This is a genomic window from Pseudomonas sp. FGI182 (genome assembly GCF_000511325.1).
Lineage (GTDB): Bacteria > Pseudomonadota > Gammaproteobacteria > Pseudomonadales > Pseudomonadaceae > Aquipseudomonas > Aquipseudomonas putida_Z.
The window spans coordinates 5,645,653-5,665,376 of the sequence record NZ_CP007012.1; the positions used below are offsets into that span (position 1 = coordinate 5,645,653).

The 19,724-nt window shown below is 62.2% G+C and carries 19 protein-coding genes; 2 read left to right on the forward strand and 17 right to left on the reverse strand.

Annotated features, from left to right (window positions below):
• Positions 1-58 precede the first annotated feature (58 nt).
• The 12 genes from C163_RS24855 to C163_RS24910 form a co-directional block, all read right to left on the reverse strand.
• Positions 59-640 carry an alpha/beta hydrolase gene (locus C163_RS24855; RefSeq protein ID WP_025341023.1) on the reverse strand — a complete coding sequence of 194 codons (582 nt, stop codon included), beginning with the start codon at positions 638-640 and terminating at the stop codon, positions 59-61.
• Positions 641-921: 281 nt separating this feature from the next.
• Positions 922-1,323 (reverse strand): biopolymer transporter ExbD, encoded by a 402-nt coding sequence (locus tag C163_RS24860; RefSeq protein ID WP_025341024.1) that lies wholly within the window; start codon positions 1,321-1,323, stop codon positions 922-924.
• 1 nt (position 1,324) lies between these two features.
• Entirely contained in the window at positions 1,325-2,044 is a 720-nt protein-coding gene (locus C163_RS24865; RefSeq protein ID WP_025341025.1) for a MotA/TolQ/ExbB proton channel family protein, read from the reverse strand.
• Between the two features lie 30 nt (positions 2,045-2,074).
• The gene (locus C163_RS24870; RefSeq protein ID WP_025341026.1) at positions 2,075-2,866 is read right to left on the reverse strand and encodes an energy transducer TonB; all 792 of its coding nucleotides are present in this window, start codon (positions 2,864-2,866) and stop codon (positions 2,075-2,077) included.
• Between the two features lie 402 nt (positions 2,867-3,268).
• Positions 3,269-4,258 carry a sulfate/molybdate ABC transporter ATP-binding protein gene (locus C163_RS24875; RefSeq protein WP_013974693.1) on the reverse strand — a complete coding sequence of 330 codons (990 nt, stop codon included), beginning with the start codon at positions 4,256-4,258 and terminating at the stop codon, positions 3,269-3,271.
• A 3-nt stretch (positions 4,259-4,261) separates the two neighbouring features.
• Entirely contained in the window at positions 4,262-5,134 is an 873-nt protein-coding gene (cysW, locus tag C163_RS24880) for a sulfate ABC transporter permease subunit CysW (protein WP_025341027.1), read from the reverse strand.
• 11 nt (positions 5,135-5,145) lie between these two features.
• Positions 5,146-5,964 carry a sulfate ABC transporter permease subunit CysT gene (gene cysT, locus C163_RS24885; protein WP_025341028.1) on the reverse strand — a complete coding sequence of 273 codons (819 nt, stop codon included), beginning with the start codon at positions 5,962-5,964 and terminating at the stop codon, positions 5,146-5,148.
• A gap of 184 nt (positions 5,965-6,148) precedes the next feature.
• Positions 6,149-7,156: a sulfate ABC transporter substrate-binding protein gene (locus tag C163_RS24890; protein ID WP_025341029.1), complete on the reverse strand. Its 1,008-nt coding sequence runs from the start codon at positions 7,154-7,156 to the stop codon at positions 6,149-6,151.
• A 48-nt stretch (positions 7,157-7,204) separates the two neighbouring features.
• Complete coding sequence (gene oscA, locus C163_RS24895) at positions 7,205-7,387, reverse strand: sulfur starvation response protein OscA (RefSeq protein ID WP_003258557.1); 183 nt, start codon at positions 7,385-7,387, stop codon at positions 7,205-7,207.
• Between the two features lie 298 nt (positions 7,388-7,685).
• On the reverse strand, positions 7,686-10,751 hold the full coding sequence (locus C163_RS24900) for an efflux RND transporter permease subunit (RefSeq protein ID WP_025341030.1): 3,066 nt from the start codon (positions 10,749-10,751) through the stop codon (positions 7,686-7,688).
• Positions 10,748-11,815: an efflux RND transporter periplasmic adaptor subunit gene (locus tag C163_RS24905; RefSeq protein WP_025341031.1), complete on the reverse strand. Its 1,068-nt coding sequence runs from the start codon at positions 11,813-11,815 to the stop codon at positions 10,748-10,750. The genes C163_RS24900 and C163_RS24905 overlap by 4 nt, the downstream gene beginning before the upstream one ends.
• Positions 11,812-12,900, reverse strand: coding sequence for an efflux RND transporter periplasmic adaptor subunit (locus C163_RS24910; RefSeq protein WP_025341032.1), 1,089 nt, complete (start codon positions 12,898-12,900; stop codon positions 11,812-11,814). Before C163_RS24910 ends, C163_RS24905 begins: the two co-directional genes overlap by 4 nt.
• Before the next feature lie 273 nt (positions 12,901-13,173).
• On the opposite strand from C163_RS24910, the gene C163_RS26915 reads away from it, so the two are divergent.
• On the forward strand, positions 13,174-14,052 hold the full coding sequence (locus tag C163_RS26915) for an RHS repeat-associated core domain-containing protein (protein ID WP_081742329.1): 879 nt from the start codon (positions 13,174-13,176) through the stop codon (positions 14,050-14,052).
• A gap of 157 nt (positions 14,053-14,209) precedes the next feature.
• On the opposite strand, the gene C163_RS24915 is transcribed toward C163_RS26915, so the two are convergent.
• Positions 14,210-14,488, reverse strand: coding sequence for a DUF3077 domain-containing protein (locus tag C163_RS24915; protein WP_025341033.1), 279 nt, complete (start codon positions 14,486-14,488; stop codon positions 14,210-14,212).
• Positions 14,489-14,993: 505 nt separating this feature from the next.
• Here C163_RS24915 and C163_RS24920 point away from each other — a divergent pair.
• On the forward strand, positions 14,994-15,449 hold the full coding sequence (locus C163_RS24920; protein ID WP_025341034.1) for a transposase: 456 nt from the start codon (positions 14,994-14,996) through the stop codon (positions 15,447-15,449).
• A 149-nt stretch (positions 15,450-15,598) separates the two neighbouring features.
• Here C163_RS24920 and C163_RS24925 read toward each other — a convergent pair whose 3' ends face one another.
• From C163_RS24925 to C163_RS24940, 4 genes are all read right to left on the reverse strand, one after another.
• Complete coding sequence (locus C163_RS24925) at positions 15,599-16,492, reverse strand: ABC transporter permease subunit (protein WP_003258560.1); 894 nt, start codon at positions 16,490-16,492, stop codon at positions 15,599-15,601.
• The gene (locus tag C163_RS24930) at positions 16,489-17,409 is read right to left on the reverse strand and encodes an ABC transporter permease subunit (protein ID WP_013974703.1); all 921 of its coding nucleotides are present in this window, start codon (positions 17,407-17,409) and stop codon (positions 16,489-16,491) included. Before C163_RS24930 ends, C163_RS24925 begins: the two co-directional genes overlap by 4 nt.
• The gene (potA, locus tag C163_RS24935; RefSeq protein WP_013974704.1) at positions 17,406-18,548 is read right to left on the reverse strand and encodes a polyamine ABC transporter ATP-binding protein; all 1,143 of its coding nucleotides are present in this window, start codon (positions 18,546-18,548) and stop codon (positions 17,406-17,408) included. The genes C163_RS24930 and potA overlap by 4 nt, the downstream gene beginning before the upstream one ends.
• A gap of 71 nt (positions 18,549-18,619) precedes the next feature.
• The gene (locus C163_RS24940; RefSeq protein ID WP_025341035.1) at positions 18,620-19,714 is read right to left on the reverse strand and encodes a polyamine ABC transporter substrate-binding protein; all 1,095 of its coding nucleotides are present in this window, start codon (positions 19,712-19,714) and stop codon (positions 18,620-18,622) included.
• Positions 19,715-19,724: the final 10 nt, after the last annotated feature.

Consider the following 19,724-nt stretch of genomic DNA (forward strand, 5'->3'; position numbering starts at 1 on the left):
CTCCCGCCCCAGGCCTTCAATGGCCGGGCGTCAGGCAAACGGTAAACAGTAAGGGCGATCAGGCGCGGCGCAGTGCGCGCTGCTCGACCCGGCTCTGCAAGCGATACAAGTAGGCGAAACCCTGTTCCCAGCGCTCATGGCCGGACTTGACGTTGATGTGCCCGGCGTTGGTCAGCAGCCCTGCTTCGGCGCCCCAGACCTGGGCCAGGTACAACGCCCTTGGCACGCTTACGGCCGGGTCGTTGTCCGAGCTGACCACCTGGCTGGGGAATGGCAGTGCTTCGGTCGGGATCGGCGCGAAGTTGCGCAGAGCCGGCGCGCAGGTTGGCCGCTCTACGTCAGCGGGTGCCACCAGCAGCGCGCCACGTACCCGCCGCAGCAGGGCCGGGCTGGCTTGCGCGGCCCAATGAGCGACGGTTATGCAGCCCAGGCTATGGGCAATCAGAATCACCGGCGAGCGCTCGGCGGCAATCGCCTGCTCCAGTGCCTGCACCCAGTCCTTACGTTGCGGGGTAAGCCAGTCGTGCTGCTCGACCCGGGCACTGTTGGGCAGGGTGCGCTGCCAGTGACTTTGCCAATGGTTGTCTGGCGATCCTTGCCAGCCCGGCACAATCAGGTAACGAATCGACTCATTGCGCATGGGGACGCCTCCAGTGAGTTTGCGTGCTTGGAGACAAGTATAGGGAGGGAGTTATATCAGTAAAGGAATAAGAAGCTATTTATTAATAACCAAAAATCTCAGCATCTTGTGCGACCCCTGTGGGAGCGGGCATGCCCGCGAAGCAAGCACCGCGGTGGATGGCACGGGCTTCGCCCGTGTTCGCGGGCACGCCCGCTCCCACAGGGATCACGCAAAAAAAGGGGCCATCCCCTGCCAAGAGATATGGCCCCTAAGCACTTGCCTGAAGAAAGTTGACGGGTTCAGCGCGCGGTAATCACCGCCAGCTTGCTGATCCCCGCACGTTCGATAGCCGCCATGGCCCGCGCCACTTCGCCGTAGTTCACGCCGTCATCAGCCTGCAGCTGTACGCGCACGTCCACGTCCTTGTCCTTGGCGGCCTTGAGGCTGGTTTCCAGCAGGTCGGGCTGGATCTCGTCCTTGTTGATGAACAACTTGCCGTCACCGTCGATGCTGACCACCAGCGGGTCCTTCTGCTCCACCGGGGCCACGGCCTCGGTCTTGGGCAGGTTGATGGGGATGGCATTGGTCAGCAGCGGCGCGGTGACGATGAACACCACCAGCAGCACCAGCATGACGTCTACCAACGGCGTGACGTTGATTTCACTGAGGACTTCGTCGCTGTCCTGGGTCGAAAAGGCCATGTCAGGACGCCTCCTTCACCGGTTGGGTGAAACCGGCCTGGGGCCTGTGCACGGCCGGGTGCACCAGCACGCGGAAGGCACTCTTCTGCGCCAGGCTGTAGAAGTCGTGGGCGAAGTCATCGAGATCGGCCGCGGTGAGCTTGAGGCGGCGCAGGAAGTAGTTGTAGACCAGCACCGCCGGCACCGCGACGGCGATACCCACGCCGGTGGCCACCAGTGCCGCGCCAATTGGCCCGGCCACGGTTTCCAGGCTGGCGGAACCGGCCGCGCTGATGCCCTTGAGCGCTTCCATGATGCCCCAGACGGTGCCGAACAGGCCGATGAAGGGCGAGGTACTGCCAATACTGGCGACCACCGCCAGGCCGGTTTCCAGCGAACGGCGCTCACGCACGATCTGCTGGCGCAGGGCGCGCTCCAGGCGGTCCTGGTGGTTGATGGCGTGGCTCAGGTCATTGGCCTGGCTGTCACCGACAGCGATGGCGGCATAACCGGCCTGGGCAACGCGGGCGGCCGGGCCAGGCAGTTCGTGGCTGGGCTCGGCAGCCGAGTCCAGGCTCGAGGCGGCCCAGAATTGCTGGTGGAAGCGTTTGTCCTGGTTCTTCAGCCGCACGAACTGCACGACCTTGACCAGGGCCAGGGCCCAGGTGGCGACAGAAAAACCGACCAGCAGCCAGATGACTGCGCTTTCAACGGATTCGAGGGGGGATGCCAGCAGGCTCATGATGATGTCTTCCTGTGTTCTGCGAAAAAGTTAGCGAAGCTTGAAATCGATCGGCACGCTGACCCAGCCGGTCTGGGCCACGTCACCCTGCTTGGCAGGCACGAAACTCCAGCGCTTGACCGCGGCCAGTGCGGCAGCGTCGAGGGCATCACGGCCGCTGCTCTTCTGGATCTGGATCTGCCCGGGCTTGCCGCTGGGCAGCACCTCGACGCGCAGCAGCACGGTGCCTTCCCAACCGCGGCGCTGGGCCATCTGCGGGTACTCCGGCGCCGGGTTCTTCAGGTACGCCGCGTTGGCCGATGCCGGGGTGACCGGGGCCGGCGCGGGCGGTGCTGGCGGGGCCGGAGCGGCCACAGGGGCTGGCGGCGGCGCTTCGACCGGCTTGGGCTGCGGTTTGGGCTGTTGCTTGACCACCGGCTTGGGCACGGGTTTTGGCTTGGGTTTGGGCTTGGCGGCCAGCTCGTCGACCACCGGCGGAGGTGGCGGCTGGACCACCGGCGGTGCCGGGGCTGGTGGCGGTGGCTCGACTACAGGCGGTGCCGGCGCGGCGAACTCGATGGTCATCGGCGGTACTTGCGGTGGCACCACCGGCAGCTCGGGCGTTGGTGCCTGGCTGACCCAGTACGCTGCTGCGCCATGCAGGGCCAGCACCAGCAGGCCCAACACCAGCTTGTCGCGGCGCTTGAGCCCACTGACGGGCGTGCGTTGCAGGCGCAGCTGGCCAAGCGGGAGGCGAAGCGTGCGTCCAAGGTCGACCAGGTCACCCGGTGCCGGGCGCCATGGCTGGTCGTAGGCCCTGACGGCCGACTGGACATTACCCATTGATCAAACTCCTGGGACTCGATTCAGGTGTGTGGCTGAATCATCGGGGCCAGGGGCTTATCTCTTAAAGTAATGTTTAAAATTATGGTTAGAACTTTACTGAATATCGTTTTTGAGGGATTGTGGCAAAGCCGCGGAATTCGCGGGCTGTAGCCGGGCGGGTTTTCAATCATGCATTGCCGGCATGCGAAATATTCGCGTAAGGCATGAGATTGCCGCGAGGGCTGCGCCCTCGATCGCGACACAAGGCCGCTCCTACACGGACCGCGCAAGCCCCAGGCATTACGCGATCCCCTGTAGGAGCGGCCTTGTGTCGCGATGGGCTGCAAAGCAGCCCCGGCAATCCATCAGGCATAAAAAAGCCCAGGAGCAACCCCGGGCTTTTTCATCACCAAAGGCGACTCAGATATCCGCCACCTTCTGCCAAACCTTCGGCCGGAAGAACAATGTCTCCCCCCGCGCCAACCCGGTCAGGCTGTCATGGTCCTTGACCACTTCGGCCTCGATCAGCTCGCTCTGCCCCTCCACCTTCAAGGTCACCCGCGTGGTCGCGCCCAACGGCCGGATATCCCGCACCTCGGCCGCATGGTGCCCTTCGGTCTCGTGTCGCGACAGCGACACTTCGTGCGGGCGGAACAGCACATGATGCCCTTCGCTCAGGGCCAGGCGGTTGGAATCACCGAGGAAGTGGTAGACGAAATCGTTGGCCGGGTGCTCGTACACCTCGCCCGGCGAGCCGATCTGCTCGATCACGCCCTTGTTCATCACCACGATGCGGTCAGCCACCTCCATGGCTTCTTCCTGGTCGTGGGTGACGAACACCGACGTCAGGTTGATGTCCTCGTGCAGGCGCGCCAGCCAGCGGCGCAGCTCCTTGCGCACCTTGGCATCCAGCGCACCGAAAGGCTCGTCCAGCAGCAGCACCTTGGGCTCCACCGCCAGCGCACGGGCCAGTGCGATACGCTGGCGCTGGCCACCGGACAACTGCTCGGGGTAGCGGTCGGACAGCCAGTCCAGCTGCACCATGTTCAGCAGCTCATGCACCTTCTCGGCAATCTTGCTCTCGCTCGGGCGCTCGCCCTTGGGCTTCATGCGCAGGCCGAAGGCAACGTTGTCGAACACACTCATGTGGCGGAACAACGCGTAGTGCTGGAACACGAAACCGACGTTGCGGTCGCGCACGTCATGGCCGGACACGTCCTCGCCATGGAACACGATATTGCCCTGGTCGGGGGTTTCCAGGCCGGCGATGATGCGCAGCAACGTGGTCTTGCCGCAGCCGGACGGGCCGAGCAGGGCCACCAGCTCGCCGCTGTTGATGTCCAGGTTGATGTTGTCCAGGGCCTGGAAGCTGTTGAAGCGCTTGCTGACGTTACGAACTTCGATCGACATGAATCATTCCTCCGCGGCGCTGTGGCGCAGGCGGTTAATACGGTTCTCGCTCCACTGCTTGAGCAGCAGGATGAAGAGCGCCAGGATCAGCAGCAGGCTGGCCACGCTGAAGGCCGCGACATGGTTGTACTCGTTGTAGAGGATCTCCACATGCAGCGGCAAGGTGTTGGTCACGCCGCGAATGTGGCCGGACACCACCGACACCGCGCCAAACTCGCCCATGGCCCGCGCGGTGCACAGCACCACGCCGTAGATAAGGCCCCATTTGATGTTCGGCAGGGTCACGTGCCAGAACATCTGCCAGCCATTGGCGCCGAGCAGGCGCGCGGCCTCCTCTTCCTGCGTGCCCTGCTCCTGCATCAGCGGGATCAGCTCACGGGCCACGAACGGTACGGTGACGAAGATGGTGGCCAGGACGATGCCCGGCAGGGCGAACACGATCTGGATATCGTGGTCCTGCAGCCACGGCCCGAACAGGCCTTGCGCACCGAACATCAGCACGTAGACCAGGCCGGCGATCACCGGCGATACCGAGAACGGCAGGTCGATCAGGGTGACCAGGATACTCTTGCCACGGAAGGTGTACTTGCTCACGCACCAGGCGGCGCTGACGCCGAACACCAGGTTCAGCGGTACCGAAATGACCACGGCGAGCAGGGTCAGCTTCAGCGCCGACAACGCGTCAGGCTCGAAGATCGCTTCGAAGAAGGTGCCAAAGCCGTTCTTCAGCGCCTGCGATACCACAATCACCAGTGGCAGCAGCAGGAACAGCGCGAACACCAGCCAGCCAAGGCCGATCAGGATACGCCGCGAAGTGGCACTGCCCCGGCGGGCGGCGTTGGCGGCGGCGGTTGCATTCAGGGATGAACTGGACATGCCGGCCTCCTTCAAGGGGTTTCGATGCGGCGCTGCAGCAGGTTGATCAGCAGCAGCAGGATGAAGGAAACCACCAGCATGAGCACGCCGATGGAGGTCGCGCCGGTGTAGTCGTACTGGTCGAGCTTGACCATGATCAGCAGCGGCAGGATCTCGGTCTTCATCGGCATGTTGCCAGCAATGAAGATCACCGAACCATACTCGCCCACGCCGCGGGCGAAGGCCAGGGCAAAGCCTGTCAGCCAGGCAGGCAGCAGCGCTGGCGCCAGCACATGGCGGAACACCTGCAGCGGCTTGGCGCCCAGGCAGGCGGCGGCCTCCTCCACTTCACGCGGAATGTCGGCCAGTACCGGCTGCACCGTACGCACCACGAACGGCAGGGTGACGAAGGTCAGCGCCAGGGTGATGCCCAGCGGGGTGTAGGCGATCTTGAAACCCAGGTCGGTGGCGAACTGACCGACCCAGCCCGAAGGCGCGTACAGGGCGGTCAGGGCGATACCGGCTACGGCCGTGGGCAGGGCGAACGGCAGGTCGATCATCGCATCGATGATCTTGCGCCCGGGGAAGGTGTAGCGCACCAGCACCCAGGCCAGCAGGGTGCCGATCACTCCGTTGATGATGGCGGCGAACAGGGCGGTGCCGAAACTCAGCTTGAGCGCGGCGATCACCCGCGGCGCACTGATGACGTTCCAGAACTGCTCCCAGGTAAGCTGTGCGGCATGCACGAACATGGCGGCCAGCGGTATCAGCACGATCAGGCTGAGGTACACCAAGGTGTAGCCCAGCGTCAGCCCGAAGCCGGGTATGACGGGGGAAATGCGGCGTGACATAAATATCCCTGGTTGAACGCACTTGGCCCGGGAACGATCCCGGGCTGGTGCTAGCTTCTGAAATCCTGGGGCTGCTTTGCAGCCCATCGCGACGCAAGGCCGCTCCTACAGGGGTGCGCGTACCTCTGTAGGAGCGGCCTTGTGTCGCGATGGGCCGCAGCGCGGCCCCGCTTTTCCTTGGCCCTTACTGTGCCTGATAGATCTGGTCGAACACACCGCCATCATTGAAGAATTTAGGTTGTGCAGTCTTCCAGCCACCAAAGTCCTTGTCGATGGTCACCAGGTCCAGTTTCGGGAACTGCTTGCCGAACTCGGCAGCGACCTTCTCGTCACGCGGGCGGTAGAAGTTCTCGGCGGCGATCTTCTGCCCGGCCGGGCTGTACAGGTGCTTGAGGTATTCGCTGGCAATCTCGGTATTGCCCTTCTTCTCGGCGTTCTTGTCCACCACCGCCACCGGCGGCTCGGCGAGGATCGACAGCGACGGCACGACGATCTCGAACTTGTCGGCGCCACCGTCTTCCTTCAGTGCCAGGAAGGCTTCGTTTTCCCAGGCCAGCAGCACATCGCCCTGGCCGTTGTTGACGAAGGTGATGGTCGAGCCACGGGCGCCGGTGTCCAGCACCGGCACGTGCTTGAACAGCTCCTGCACGTAGGCCTTGGCTTTCTCTTCGCTACCGCCGGTCTTCAGGCCATAGGCCCAGGCAGCCAGGAAGTTCCAGCGGGCGCCGCCGGAGGTTTTCGGGTTGGGGGTGATGACCGACACGTCCTTCTTGATCAGGTCGCCCCAGTCCTTGATGCCTTTCGGGTTGCCCTTGCGCACCAGGAACACGATGGTCGAGGTGTACGGGGTGCTGGCATCCGGCAGGCGGGTCTGCCAGTTGTCTGGCAGGGTCTTGCCAAGCTTGGCGACTTCATCGATGTCGCCGGCCAGGGCCAGGGTCACCACATCGGCACGCAGGCCATCGATCACCGCACGGGCCTGCTTGCCCGAACCGCCGTGGGATTGCTGGATCTTCACCTTGTCGCCCGGGTGGGCCTGCTGCCAGTGCTTGATGAACTCGGCGTTGTACTGCTGGTACAGCTCGCGGGTCGGGTCGTAGGACACGTTCAGCAGTTCGTAGTCCTTGGCGATGGCGGAACCGGCAAAAACAGCACTGGCCAGGGCGGCGAGCGCATAACGGCGGATGGACATGGTGAAGCTCCCGATTGGCATTTTTCTAGTTTTGAATGTGTGGTGCGATCAGCCGGTCTTGTTGCCGGGCTGCTGCAGGCGGAACTTCTCCTTGCGCTCGATCTGCACGACCTGAGCGTTGTGCACGGTAATCTCCACCGCACCGAATCGCAGGTCGCGCAGAGCGCTCTGGATTTCACGCAGAATGGTGGCTTCGTCCTGACCGTCGATGCTACGCAGAGATGCACTCATGCTCGTTCTCCTTGGAGTGAGGGTGCCGGGCTGAGGTTTGAAGGGGATTTGCGCCTGGCTTGAGGGCAATAGTAGTGAGGCTGGGTTATTCTTAAAAATACTGTTTAAGAATGTTTATATAACTAAAAATTAGCGATGATCTTGCAGGCGAGAAAGCGCCTCTGTGGGAGCGGGCACGCCCGCGAAGAATCCAACGCGATGGATGGCACCGGCTTCGCCGGTGTTCGCGGGCACGCCCGCTCCCACAAGGACTGCACAAGCATTTGGATATTGAACAAGACAGCTGTTTCAACAGGGTTCAGTGTTGGGTTCCAGTACTGTTTTCAGGCTCGCGGATCTTGTACCAGGCCACATACAAGGCCGGCAGGAACAGCAGCGTCAGCAGGGTCGCCACGATGATCCCGCCAATCATGGCGTAGGCCATCGGCCCCCAGAACACCTCGCGGGCAATCGGGATCATGCCCAGGCTCGCCGCCGCCGCGGTCAGCAGAATCGGCCGGCGCCGGTGGTTGGTGGCCTCCACCACCGCATCCCACGGCGACAAGCCCTGGGCCTCGAACTCGTCGATCTGGGTCACCAGGATCACCGAGTTACGAATGATGATGCCCGCCAGCGCGAGAATGCCGAGAATCGCCACGAAGCCCATGGGCGTACCTGTGGGCACCAGCGCAATGATCACGCCAATCAGCCCCAGCGGCGCCACGCTGACCACCAGGAACAGCTTCTGCACGCTGTGCAGCTGGATCATCAGGAACGTCGCCATCAGGAACAGCATCAGCGGGATGACCTTGCGGATCGGCCCCTGCGCCTTGGCGCTCTCCTCCACCGTACCGCCGGTAGCCACTTCGAAGCCCACCGGCAACTTGCTGGCGAACTCGTCGATCTTCGGCTTCAGCTGGGCCACCAGGTCGGTGGGCTGGATGTCGCCGTTGACCGAGGCCTTGATGGTGATGGTCGGCTTGCGGTCACGGCGCCACACCAGCGGCTGCTCCAGCTCGTAGCGCACGGTGGCGAACGCAAGCAGCGGGATCGAGGTGCCGTTGGGCGTCAGTATCTGCAGGTTCTGCAGGGTATCGGGCGAGCCACGCTCGCTGTCCTCGGCACGGGCGACCACGTCGACCAGGTAGATGTTGTCGTTGACCTGGGTGATCTGCACGCCGCTGACGATGCTGTTCATCACATTGGCCACGTCCTCCGACGACAGGCCCAGCTGGCGCGCCTTGTCCTGGGCGATTTCCACGCGCAGCACCTTACCCGGCTCGTTCCAGTCGTAGATCATCTCGCCGATGTGCTCGTTCTGGTCGAGCAAGGTGGCCAGCTCGATGGCGTGCTTGCGTACCTGGTCGATATTGGCGCCGCTGACCCGATACTGGATCGGTCGGCCCACTGGCGGGCCCATTTCCAGCGATTGCACGTTGGTGCCGACGCCAACGAACTCTTCATGCAGGATCTTCTGCAGGCGGTCCATCATGGCCTGGCGTTCCTCGAAGCCCTTGCTGACGATCACCAACTGCGCGTAGTACGGGTTCTGCAGCTGCTGATCGAGGGGCAGGTAGAAGCGGATCGCCCCTTGGCCGATGTAGGTACTCCAGTGCACCAGGTCCGGGTCGTCCTTGATCCGCGCCTCGAAGCGGTCGACCACCTTGCGCGTCTCTTCGATCGAGGCGTTTTGCGGCAGGTTGAGGTCGACGAGAATTTCCGGGCGGTCCGAGGACGGGAAGAACTGGTTCTGCACGAAGCGCTCGCAGAAGATCGCCAGGGCGAACAGCACCACGGTGCCGATGATGGTCAGCCAGCGGTTGCGCATGCACCACAACAAACCATGCTCGAAGACCCGGCCGACACGGCCAGGCTCGGCTTCGTGGGGCTTGAGCTTGGCACTGCTGAGAATGTGCACGCCGAGCACCGGGGCGAAGAACACCGCTACCACCCACGACACCATCAGCGCCACGGCAATTACCGCAAACAGCGTGTAGGTGTACTCACCCGCCGAACTGGCGTTGAGGCCGATCGGCACGAAGCCGGCCACCGTCACCAGGGTGCCGGTAAGCATGGGGAAGGCTGTGGAGGTATAGGCAAAAGTCGCCGCCTGCTCCTTGCTTTCGCCCATCTCCAGCCGTGTGACCATCACCTCCACGGTGATCATCGCGTCGTCCACCAGCAGGCCCAGGGCGATGATCAGCGCCCCCAGCGAAATCCGCTGCATGGTGATGCCGCTGTATTCCATGAACACGAACACCATGGCCAGCACCAGCGGGATCGAGCAGGCCACCACCAGCCCGGCACGCACGCCGAGGCTGACGAAGCTCACCGCAAGCACGATCACCACCGCCTCGAACAGCGCACTGGTGAAGCCGCCCACCGCTTGCTTGACCACCACCGCCTGGTCGGAAACAGTGTGCACCCCGACGCCCACCGGCAGGTCTTCGATCACCTTGTCCATGCGCTTTTTCAGCGCCGCGCCGAACACCTGGATATTGCCGCCGGCCTTCATGCCGATGGCCAGGCCCAACGCCGTCTGGCCGTTGTAGCGGAACATCGGCGAAGGGGGGTCGACGTAGCCGCGCTCGATATCGGCGATGTCGGCCAGGCGGAAGAAGCGGTCGTTGATCTTCAGGTTGACGGTTTGCAGGTCCTTTTCCGAGGTGAACTGCCCGGAGGTACGCACCGAGATACGTTCCGGCCCGGCCTCGATCACACCGGCAGGGGTCACGGCGTTTTGCGATTGCAGGGCCTGCATGACCTGGCGCTGATCGATGCCCAGGGCTGCCAGCTTGCGGGTGGAGAAGTTCAGGTAAAGCACTTCGTCCTGGGTGCCGATCAGCTCGATCTTGCCGATGTTGGGCACATCGCGCACTTCGGCCCGCGCCTGTTCCACATAGTCGCGCAACTGGCGCAGGGTCAGGCCGTCGGCGGTGAAGGCATAGATCGAACCGAACACATCGCCGAATTCATCGTTGAACCCGGGCCCCTGGATGCCCGCAGGGAATTCACCGCGAATGTCCTGGATCTTCTTGCGCACCTGGTACCAGATTTCCGGGATGTCCTTGGCCTTGGTGGTATCGCGCAGGTACACGTAGACCGTGGATTCGCCGGGGCGGGTGTAGCTTTTGGTGTAGTCGAGGGAGTCGAGTTCCTCGAGCTTCTTCTCGATACGGTCGGTGACCTGGTACAGGGTTTCGTCCTGGGTCGCGCCGGGCCAGCGGGTCTGGATGACCATGGTCTTGATGGTGAACGACGGGTCTTCCTCACGGCCCAGGTTGAAGTAGGAGAAGATCCCCATCAGCAGGCCAACGAACATCAGGTACCAGACGAACGATTGATGCTTGAGTGCCCAGTCGGACAGGTTGAAGCTTCCTTTCATTGCGCATCCTCGTCGAAGGTGACCTTCTGGCCGGGCTTGAGGCTGTTCACGCCCGCAGTCACCACCCGCTCGCCGGGCTGTACGCCCGAACTCAGGACGACGCTGTCGGCGGTGCGGCCGATCAGGGCCACGTCACGAGTGGCCACGGTCTTCTGCTGCGTATCGATCACCCATACCTGGGTCTTGCCGTCGCGCTCGAGCAAGGCACTCAAAGGTAGTTCGCTGCGCGGCGACACCTCCGAACTCAGGGTCACGCTGATGGCGGTGCCCAGGTGGAAGGCCGCCGGGGTGCTGGCCAGGGTCAGGCGCGCGCGGCGGGTGCGAGTGGTGGCGTCGGCCTGGGGTTCCAGTTCCCGCAGGCTGGCGGTGGTGTTGATGGTCGGGTCCAGCTGCGAAGCAACGGTAAAGGTCAGGCCTTTGCTCAACTGCTCGGCCAGGCCGATCGGCAGGTCGATCACCGCTTCCTTCACATCCGGCCTGGCCAGGGTTACCACGGCCTGGCCGGCGGTGACGGTTTGCCCGGCTTCGGCCTGCCAGGCAGTGATTACCGCGGCGTGGTCGGTGCGCAGGGTGCTGTAGTCGAGCTGGTCACGCGCCTGGCTGAGCGCAGAGCGCGCCTGCTCCAGCGCCGCGCTGGTGGTTTTCAGGTTGGTCTGGGCGATATCCAGCTGTGCCTGGGCGCCTACGCCACGGTCGTACAGCTGTTGCTGGCGGCGGGCATCGGCCTGGGCGTTGATCCATTGCGCCTGCACCTTGGCCAGGTCGCCCTCGGCGGCACGAAGCTGGTTCTGCTGGTCGGTCGGGTCGAGGGTGGCCAGGGTGTCGCCCGGTTTCACCTGGGCGCCCACATCCAGCCAGCGCCGGGCGATACGCCCGGATACCCGGAAGCCCAAGGTGCTTTCGAAACGTGCCTGGATACTGCCGGCGAAACGGCCCAGCTGCGACTGCACCTGGGGTTCGACCTTGACCGACAGCACCGGCCGAATCGGCTCCGGCACTTCATCCTCGCTACTGCAGCCAGCCAACAGCACGCCGGCCGACAGCATCAGCAGCAGGCGCTTCATAGCTCACCCCCGTTGCCCTTGGCATCGATCTTCAGCACCTGCATGCCGGGGTGCAGCAACTGCCCGCCATTGACCACCACGGTCTCGCCGCCGTTCAGGCCGCTGGCGACCACGATCCTGCCGGTGAGGTAACGGCTGACCTCGACCTTGCGCAGCTCTACCTTGTCACCCTCGCCCACCACCCACACGGCGGGCTCATGCAGGGCTTTGGTCAGTGCCGACCATGGCAGCTCGATACTTGGCCGGCCCTGGGCATTGGTGGTGGCCGTCACCGGTGCACCCAGTTGCATCCCTGGCGGCACATCCCTCAGCCCGACCTTGACCTGTACCGTGCCGCTTTGCGCGGACACCGTGGGTGTGATTTCGCGCACGAAGCCACGGGCCTGGACCTTGGGGTCGTCCAGCAGGCTGACGATCACGCCGGCGTCGCTTGGCGGAGCCACCAGCAGCGATTCGTAGACATTGAACACGGCATCACGGTCGCCATCGGTGGCCAGGCTGAAGATCGGCATGGTCGCCTGCACCACCTGGCCGACCTCGGCCTGGCGCTCGGTGATGACCCCATCGGCCTCGGAGACCAGCGCGGTATAGCTCAGTTGTTCGTTGGCATTGGCCAATTGCGCCTGTGCGGCCTTGAGCGCGCTCTGGTTGCTGCGCAGCGCGGCTTCGGCGGAATCGTATTCGCTCTGGCTGGTGTAGCCCTTGGGCAACAGCTTTTGCTGGCGAACGAAGGCAGCGCTGGTCTGGGTGACCCGCGCCTGCGCGGCGAACACCTCGGCCTTGGCCGAGTCGACATTGTTCTGCAGGTCTTTCGGGTCCAGCCGCGCCAACACCTGGTTGGCCTTTACGTGGTCGCCGACATCGACACTGCGCGAAATGATCTTGCCGCCCACACGGAACGACAGGTCGGTCTGCACCCGTGCCTGCACATCGCCGGTCAGGGTGACCCTGGCAGCGAAATCGGTGGGTGATACCTGTTGCACACCTACGCGTGCCAGTGTTTCGGTGGTTTCTTCCTTACTACAGCCCGACAGCAGGGACACAAGCCCCAGGCAGACGACCAACAGCGGACGTATCAACGTCATGCAGGCTCCTTGCTTGCGCGCAAATGATTCGTGGGATGCGACTGTCAGCGTAGTTCAGGGTTGGACAAACGGCACTGGCCATATGCGCAAGGGAGGCATTCCGAATGCCGGCGACACAGGGCAGGTTCGGCACAACTTGTTCGTTGAAAACCTGGCATTTCTGCCAGTAGCCGATTATCGCCAGGGCATTACATAGTGTCCCCAACCGGTCGCCCCGATAGTGGCACCACAGAGAGGCATTTTTCTGTTCACCCTTGAACCCTCGGAGGCCCCATGGCCGCTGCAAAAAGTTCACGCCGCTTCTACCAGAACGGCCGTGTTTCCACCGAACTCGGCGGGTCTGTAACACGCTCCATCTTCCGGCATCAGGGTAGCCTCCTGGCGCAATGCACATCAGGTGCTGAGGTATCGCGTTCTATCATGACGGTGAACAATACCAACACCGTCATGAGCGAATTTGGACACACCGGTAAGACGCCGTTCGCTTATACCCCCTATGGCCGACGCCCAGGTGAGAGCAAATCGAATAACCCCTTCGCATTCAACGGCGAGCAGCTAGACACGACAACAGGCTGTTACTTGCTAGGCAATGGTTATCGTCTCTTTAGCCCGATACTCCGAAGGTTCTTTAGCCCAGATAATCTAAGCCCGTTTGAGGAGGGTGGCCTGAACGCTTATGCGTACTGTGCGGGGGATCCGGTGAACAGTACTGATCCCTCGGGGCACTCCCCGCGTAAAATGCTCTTGGATGTTGTATCGTTAACCTTGATAGCAGCATCAATTGCAGGAGCAATTGCGACAGCGGTTACGAAGCCCAAAAAGGCTGAACTCTATTCGTTCTTGGCACTCACTGGTGCTGCAGTAGGGGCCGGCTTGGTTATAATGCGTGTCACTTCATCTAGACGACAATTTGCCCCGTTCCTTCAGCGCAGGCAGCAAACAGCAGTACCTGTCCAATCTGAACCGCCTCCTTCCTACAGGGAACTTTTCGGTCAACCGCCTTACCCGGGTGTAACTCATTCCACGGATATTGAGATGACCCCACTTGCTAATATTGAAGGCAGTCCGGGAGTCAGCACTCCCGGAGCTGCACCTCCCCCTTACCAGGTGGCTATGTCTGCTAATGATGTTCGCAACCCGGAATGGAATTAAGGGTTGGATAACCGACAATGATGGAGATCAGTCGGCATTTTCAGCGCCTGCGCGGGCCTTTTCGCGGGTGAACCCGCTCCCACAGGTATTGAGCAAACCCTGAAGGCTGCACATGACCGTGTGGGAGCGGGCGTGCCCGCGAAAGGGCCGGTACAGGTCAGAGCTGAACTGAAGCCTTGTTCAGTCCCAGCTCGATGTCATCGATCAGTGCTTTGGCAAAGCCACTGAGAATTCTCGCGGCACTACCAGCCAGCCGGTCATTTTCCATCTCGGCTTCGGTCGTCAGGTGATTGATGCAACCGAGCATTACGGAGAGTTCGGAGAAGGCATGGTTGAAAGGGATATTGGCCTGTACGCGGAAGAGGTCCATGCAGGTTTCTTTACCGACGGTGCTGCTGTGTGATGGATGAGGAGTGCCTGGAGCAGAATTGGTCATGGTGGATCTCCTATATCTGGACAAGGAGTTGCCACCTTCATCTTTCTCACGGATCAGGGCGGCAACCGTACGCGAGGTGAGAAACCGCGGATATAGGAACGCAGCCAGACGTAAGTCTGCCCGCGCACGGTTGCCATGACGAAAGCACTATATCGTTGGGTTCTCACACCCAGTCCCAGGTACGTTATCCCTGGGGCATTTCCCCAGCAACAGAGCAGCTTCCACACGGCTCGTAGGATAATTCCCAAGCCGATCCAACTGAAGCCTTTGGTTCGAGTTGATGAAAAGTCGTACGCCTTCAGGGCCTCTTCGCGGGCATGCCCGCTCCCACAGGAATGTCGCCAGCCCCAAGCCAGCGCTGTACCTGTGGGAGCGGGCGCGCCCGCGAAGAGGCCGGCACAGCAATGCATGAGCTTCTGCCATATTCAGAAACCATCAGCCACCCGGTAACCCCCGCTTCAGCCACTACCTTTCAAAAGGAGATTCAATTTCAAGGAAGATCACAATGCCACTAGCCGAATCCCACCGATTACGTCGTGGGCGCTACTCCGAGCCAGGCAGGCTCTACCTGCTGACCACCATCACGCACCAACGAAAACCACTGTTCCATGACTTCGACAATGCTCGCCTGGTGGTCAATCACCTGCGGGTTTCAAATGACATTCAGGATTGCCATTCCCTGGCCTGGGTAGTGATGCAGGACCACCTGCATTGGCTGGTCGAGCTGAAGGAAGTGGCATTGGGAACGTTGATGCGCAAGTTCAAATCACGCACAGCCATTGCGTTACGCAAGGCAGGTGTCAGGCACAAACCGATCTGGCAACCCGGTTACCATGACCATGCGCTGCGGCGGGAAGAGTGTGTGGTGCATGTAGCCCGGTACATTGTTGCCAATCCCTTGAGGGCAGGATTGGTCAGGAGTGTCAGGGACTATCCACACTGGGATGCTGTATGGCTTTGAGTCGGCGTTGGGGCCTTCGCGGGCTTGCCCGCTCCCACAGGGATTCCCACATGCCTGAAGGTTTTGGTGCCCCTATCCCACAGGGATCACCACAAGCCTGAAGGCTGTGATGTCCTTGTGGGAGCGGGCAAGCCCGCGAAGAGGCCAGGTCAGGCCGACGCCGCAACCTGCGCCGGGCGCTTGACCTGTGGCTGCGAAGCATTCGCCGCAGCGCCCTCTTCGATCGCCTGCTGTATCGCCTTGCGACGGCGCTCTTCGGCCTGGCGGCTGAAGTACCAGACGAAGAAGGTCACCAGCGACACCGACAGCAGGATCAAGCTTGCCACGGCGTTGATCTCCGGCTTCACGCCCAGGCGCACCGCCGAGAACACTTCCATCGGCAAGGTGGTCGAACCAGGGCCGGAGACGAAGCTGGCCAGTACCAGGTCATCCAGCGACAGGGCAAACGACATCATGCCGCCCGCCGCCAGCGACGGCGCGATCATCGGGATGGTGATCAGGAAGAACACCTTCCACGGCTTGGCCCCCAGGTCCATCGCCGCTTCCTCGATCGACAGGTCCAGCTCACGCAGGCGTGCCGACACCACCACCGCCACATACGCGGCACAGAACGTGGTATGGGCGATCCAGATGGTGACGATGCCGCGCTCCTGCGGCCAGCCGATCATCTGCGCCATGGCCACGAACAGCAGCAACAGCGACAGGCCGGTGATCACCTCGGGCATTACCAGCGGCGCGGTGACCAGGCCACCGAACAGCGTGCGGCCCTTGAAGCGGGTAACCCGGGTCAGCACGAACGCCGCCAAGGTACCCAGCGCCACCGCTGCCACCGCCGTGTAGCAGGCGATTTCCAGCGAACGCATCACCGAACCCATCAACTGGGTGTTGTCGAGCAGGCCGACGTACCACTTCACCGACCAGCCACCCCATACCGTCACCAGCTTGGAGGCGTTGAACGAGTAGATCACCAGGATCAGCATCGGCAGGTAGATGAACAGCAAGCCGAGCACCAGCATCAGCTTGGAGAAACTGAAGCGCTTCATGCCCTGCCCTCCATTTCTTTGGCCTGGCTGCGGTTGAACAGCAGGATCGGCACGATCAGGATCGCCAGCATCACCACCGCCAGCGCAGAGGCCACCGGCCAGTCACGGTTGTTGAAGAACTCTTGCCACAGCACCTTGCCAATCATCAGGGTTTCCGGGCCGCCAAGCAGTTCAGGGATCACGAACTCGCCCACCACCGGGATGAACACCAGCATGCAGCCGGCGATGATGCCGTTCTTCGACAGTGGCACGGTGATCTTCCAGAAGCTGTTGAAGGTGCTCGAACCCAGGTCCGAAGCGGCCTCGAGCAGGCTCGGGTCGTGCTTCACCAGGTTGGCGAACAGCGGCAGGATCATGAACGGCAGGTACGAATAGACCACGCCGATGTACACCGCCAGGTTGGTGTTGAGGATTTGCAGCGGCTGGTCGATCAACCCGGTCCACAGCAGGAAGCCGTTGAGCAGGCCGTTGTTGCTGAGAATACCCATCCAGGCATAGACGCGGATCAGGATCGCGGTCCAGGTCGGCATCATGATCAGCAACAGCAAGACCGTCTGGGTCTCCTTCTTGGCGTTGGCAATGGCATAGGCCATCGGGTAGCCGATCAGCAGGCACAGCAGGGTGCTGAAGAAGGCCATCTTCAGCGAGCCCAGGTAGGCCGAGATATACAGCTCATCCTCGGTCAACAGGCCATAGTTGGCCAGGTTGAGCACCAGCTGCAGCTTGTCTTCGACGTAGCTGTAGATCTCGGTATACGGCGGGATAGCCACGTCGGCTTCGGCGAAGCTGATCTTCAGCACGATGAAGAACGGCAGCATGAAGAACAGGAACAGCCAGATGAACGGCACGCCGATCACCAGGTGCCGCCCCTCCGGGGTAATACGCTGGAAGGCTCGCTTGAGCTTGCGCAGTTTCATGACCGCAGTACCACGCCGCTGTCGTCTTCCCACCACACGTACACTTCATCGCCCCAGGTCGGGCGGGTGCCCTGGCGCTCGGCGTTGGCGACGAACGACTGGACGACCTTGCCGCTCGGCAACTCGACGTAGAACACCGAGTGGCCACCCAGGTAGGCAATGTCGTGAACCTTGCCGCGCGACCAGTTGTGCTCGCAGGTCGGTTGCTGGGTGGTGACCAGCATCTTTTCCGGGCGCAGGGCATAGGTGATGTGCTTGTCTTCCACCGACGTGGTGATGCCGTGGCCGACATAGATCTTGCGCTCCAGCTCCGGGCTGGCAATGATCGCGTGGCCTTCGGCGTCGTCGACCACTTCACCTTCGAACAGGTTGACGTTGCCGATGAACTCGCACACCAGGCGGCTGGTAGGCGTCTCGTAGATGTCCACCGGCGAGCCGATCTGGGCGATCCAGCCCAGGTGCATGATGGCGATGCGCTGGGCCATGGTCATGGCCTCTTCCTGGTCGTGGGTCACCATCACGCAGGTCACGCCCACGCGCTCGATGATCTCCACCAGTTCCAGCTGCATCTGCGAACGCAGTTTCTTGTCCAGTGCGCCCATCGGCTCGTCGAGCAGCAGCAGCTTGGGGCGCTTGGCCAGCGAGCGGGCCAGGGCCACGCGCTGGCGCTGGCCGCCGGACAGCTGGTGCGGCTTGCGCTTGGCGTACTGGGTCATGTGCACCAGCTTGAGCATCTCGGCCACGCGGGCGTCGATCTCGGCCTTGGGCATCTTGTCCTGCTGCAGGCCGAAGGCGATGTTCTGCGCCACGGTCATGTGCGGGAACAGCGCGTAGGACTGGAACATCATGTTGATCGGCCGCTCGTAGGGCGGCATGTCGGTGATGTCGACGCCATCGAGGAATATCCGCCCTTCGGTCGGGCGTTCGAAGCCGGCCAGCATGCGCAGCAAGGTGGACTTGCCGGAACCGGAGCCACCCAGCAGGGCGAAGATCTCGCCCTTGCGGATTTCCAGGGACACATCGTCCACGGCTACCGTTTCGTCGAACTTTTTCGTGACCCGGTCGATCTTGACCAGCACCTGCTTGGGTTGCTGGCCACCCTCGAGGGCTTTTTTATAGGCACCGGAGGCAACTGCCATGAGTGAAACTCCCAACAAGATTTTTGTGCCCGCGAGCCCTGTTCTACAGGTGCCACCACGGGCCTGGATTTTTACTTGCCCGACTTGACCTTGGTCCAGCTACGGGTCATCAGCCGTTGCACCTTGGGTGGCAACTCTGAGTTCACGAACATCTTGTCCAGCACTTCCTGCGGTGGGTAAACCGCGGCGTCAGTCCTCACGGCCTGGTCCATCAGGTCGCCAGCCTTGGGGTTCGGGTTGGCGTAACCGACGTAATCACTGACCTGGGCGATAACCTCAGGCTTCAGCAAATAGTTGATGAAGGCATGCGCCTCTTTGACGTTCTTGGCGTCCTTGGGGATCGCCAGCACGTCGAACCAGAGGTTGCCGCCTTCCTTGGGAATGGCGTAGGCCAGGTTCACGCCCTTCTTCGCTTCTTCGGCGCGGGCCTTGGCCTGGAACACATCACCCGAGAAACCTGCCGCGACGCAGATGTCGCCGTTGGCCAGGTCGGTGATGTACTTGGACGAGTGGAAGTAGGTCACGTACGGGCGTACCGCCAGCAGTTTCTTCTCGGCGGCCTGGTAGTCCTTGGCATTGGTGCTGTTGGGGTCCAGCCCCATGTAGTTGAGCACCGCCGGCAGCATTTCGTCCGCCGAGTCGAGGAAGGCCACGCCGCACTTGGCGAGCTTCTTCATGTTCTCGGGCTCGAACAGCACTGCCCAGGAGTCGATGGTGTCCACGCCCAGCGCGGCCTTCACCTTGTCGACGTTGTAACCGATGCCGTTGGTGCCCCACAGGTAAGGCACGGCGTACTGGTTGCCCGGGTCGTTCCTTTCCAGGCGCTTCATCAGCGCCGGGTCCAGGTTGGAATAATTGGGCAGCAGGCTCTTGTCGAGCTTCTGGAACGCGCCCGCCTTGATCTGCTTGCCGAGGAAATGGTTGGATGGCACTACCACGTCATAGCCGGTGTTGCCGGCCAGCAGCTTGCCTTCCAGGGTTTCGTTGGAATCGAACACGTCTTGCACGGGCTTGATGCCCGTGGCTTTCTCGAAGTCCGCGAGTGTGGTCGGGCCGACGTAGTCGGACCAGTTGTAGAAGTGCACCGTAGGCGCCGCTTGGACGCTGCATGCCAGCGTCAGGCCCGCTCCAGCCATCAAGGCCTTGCGGAATACAGAAATGGACAAGTGGGTGGTC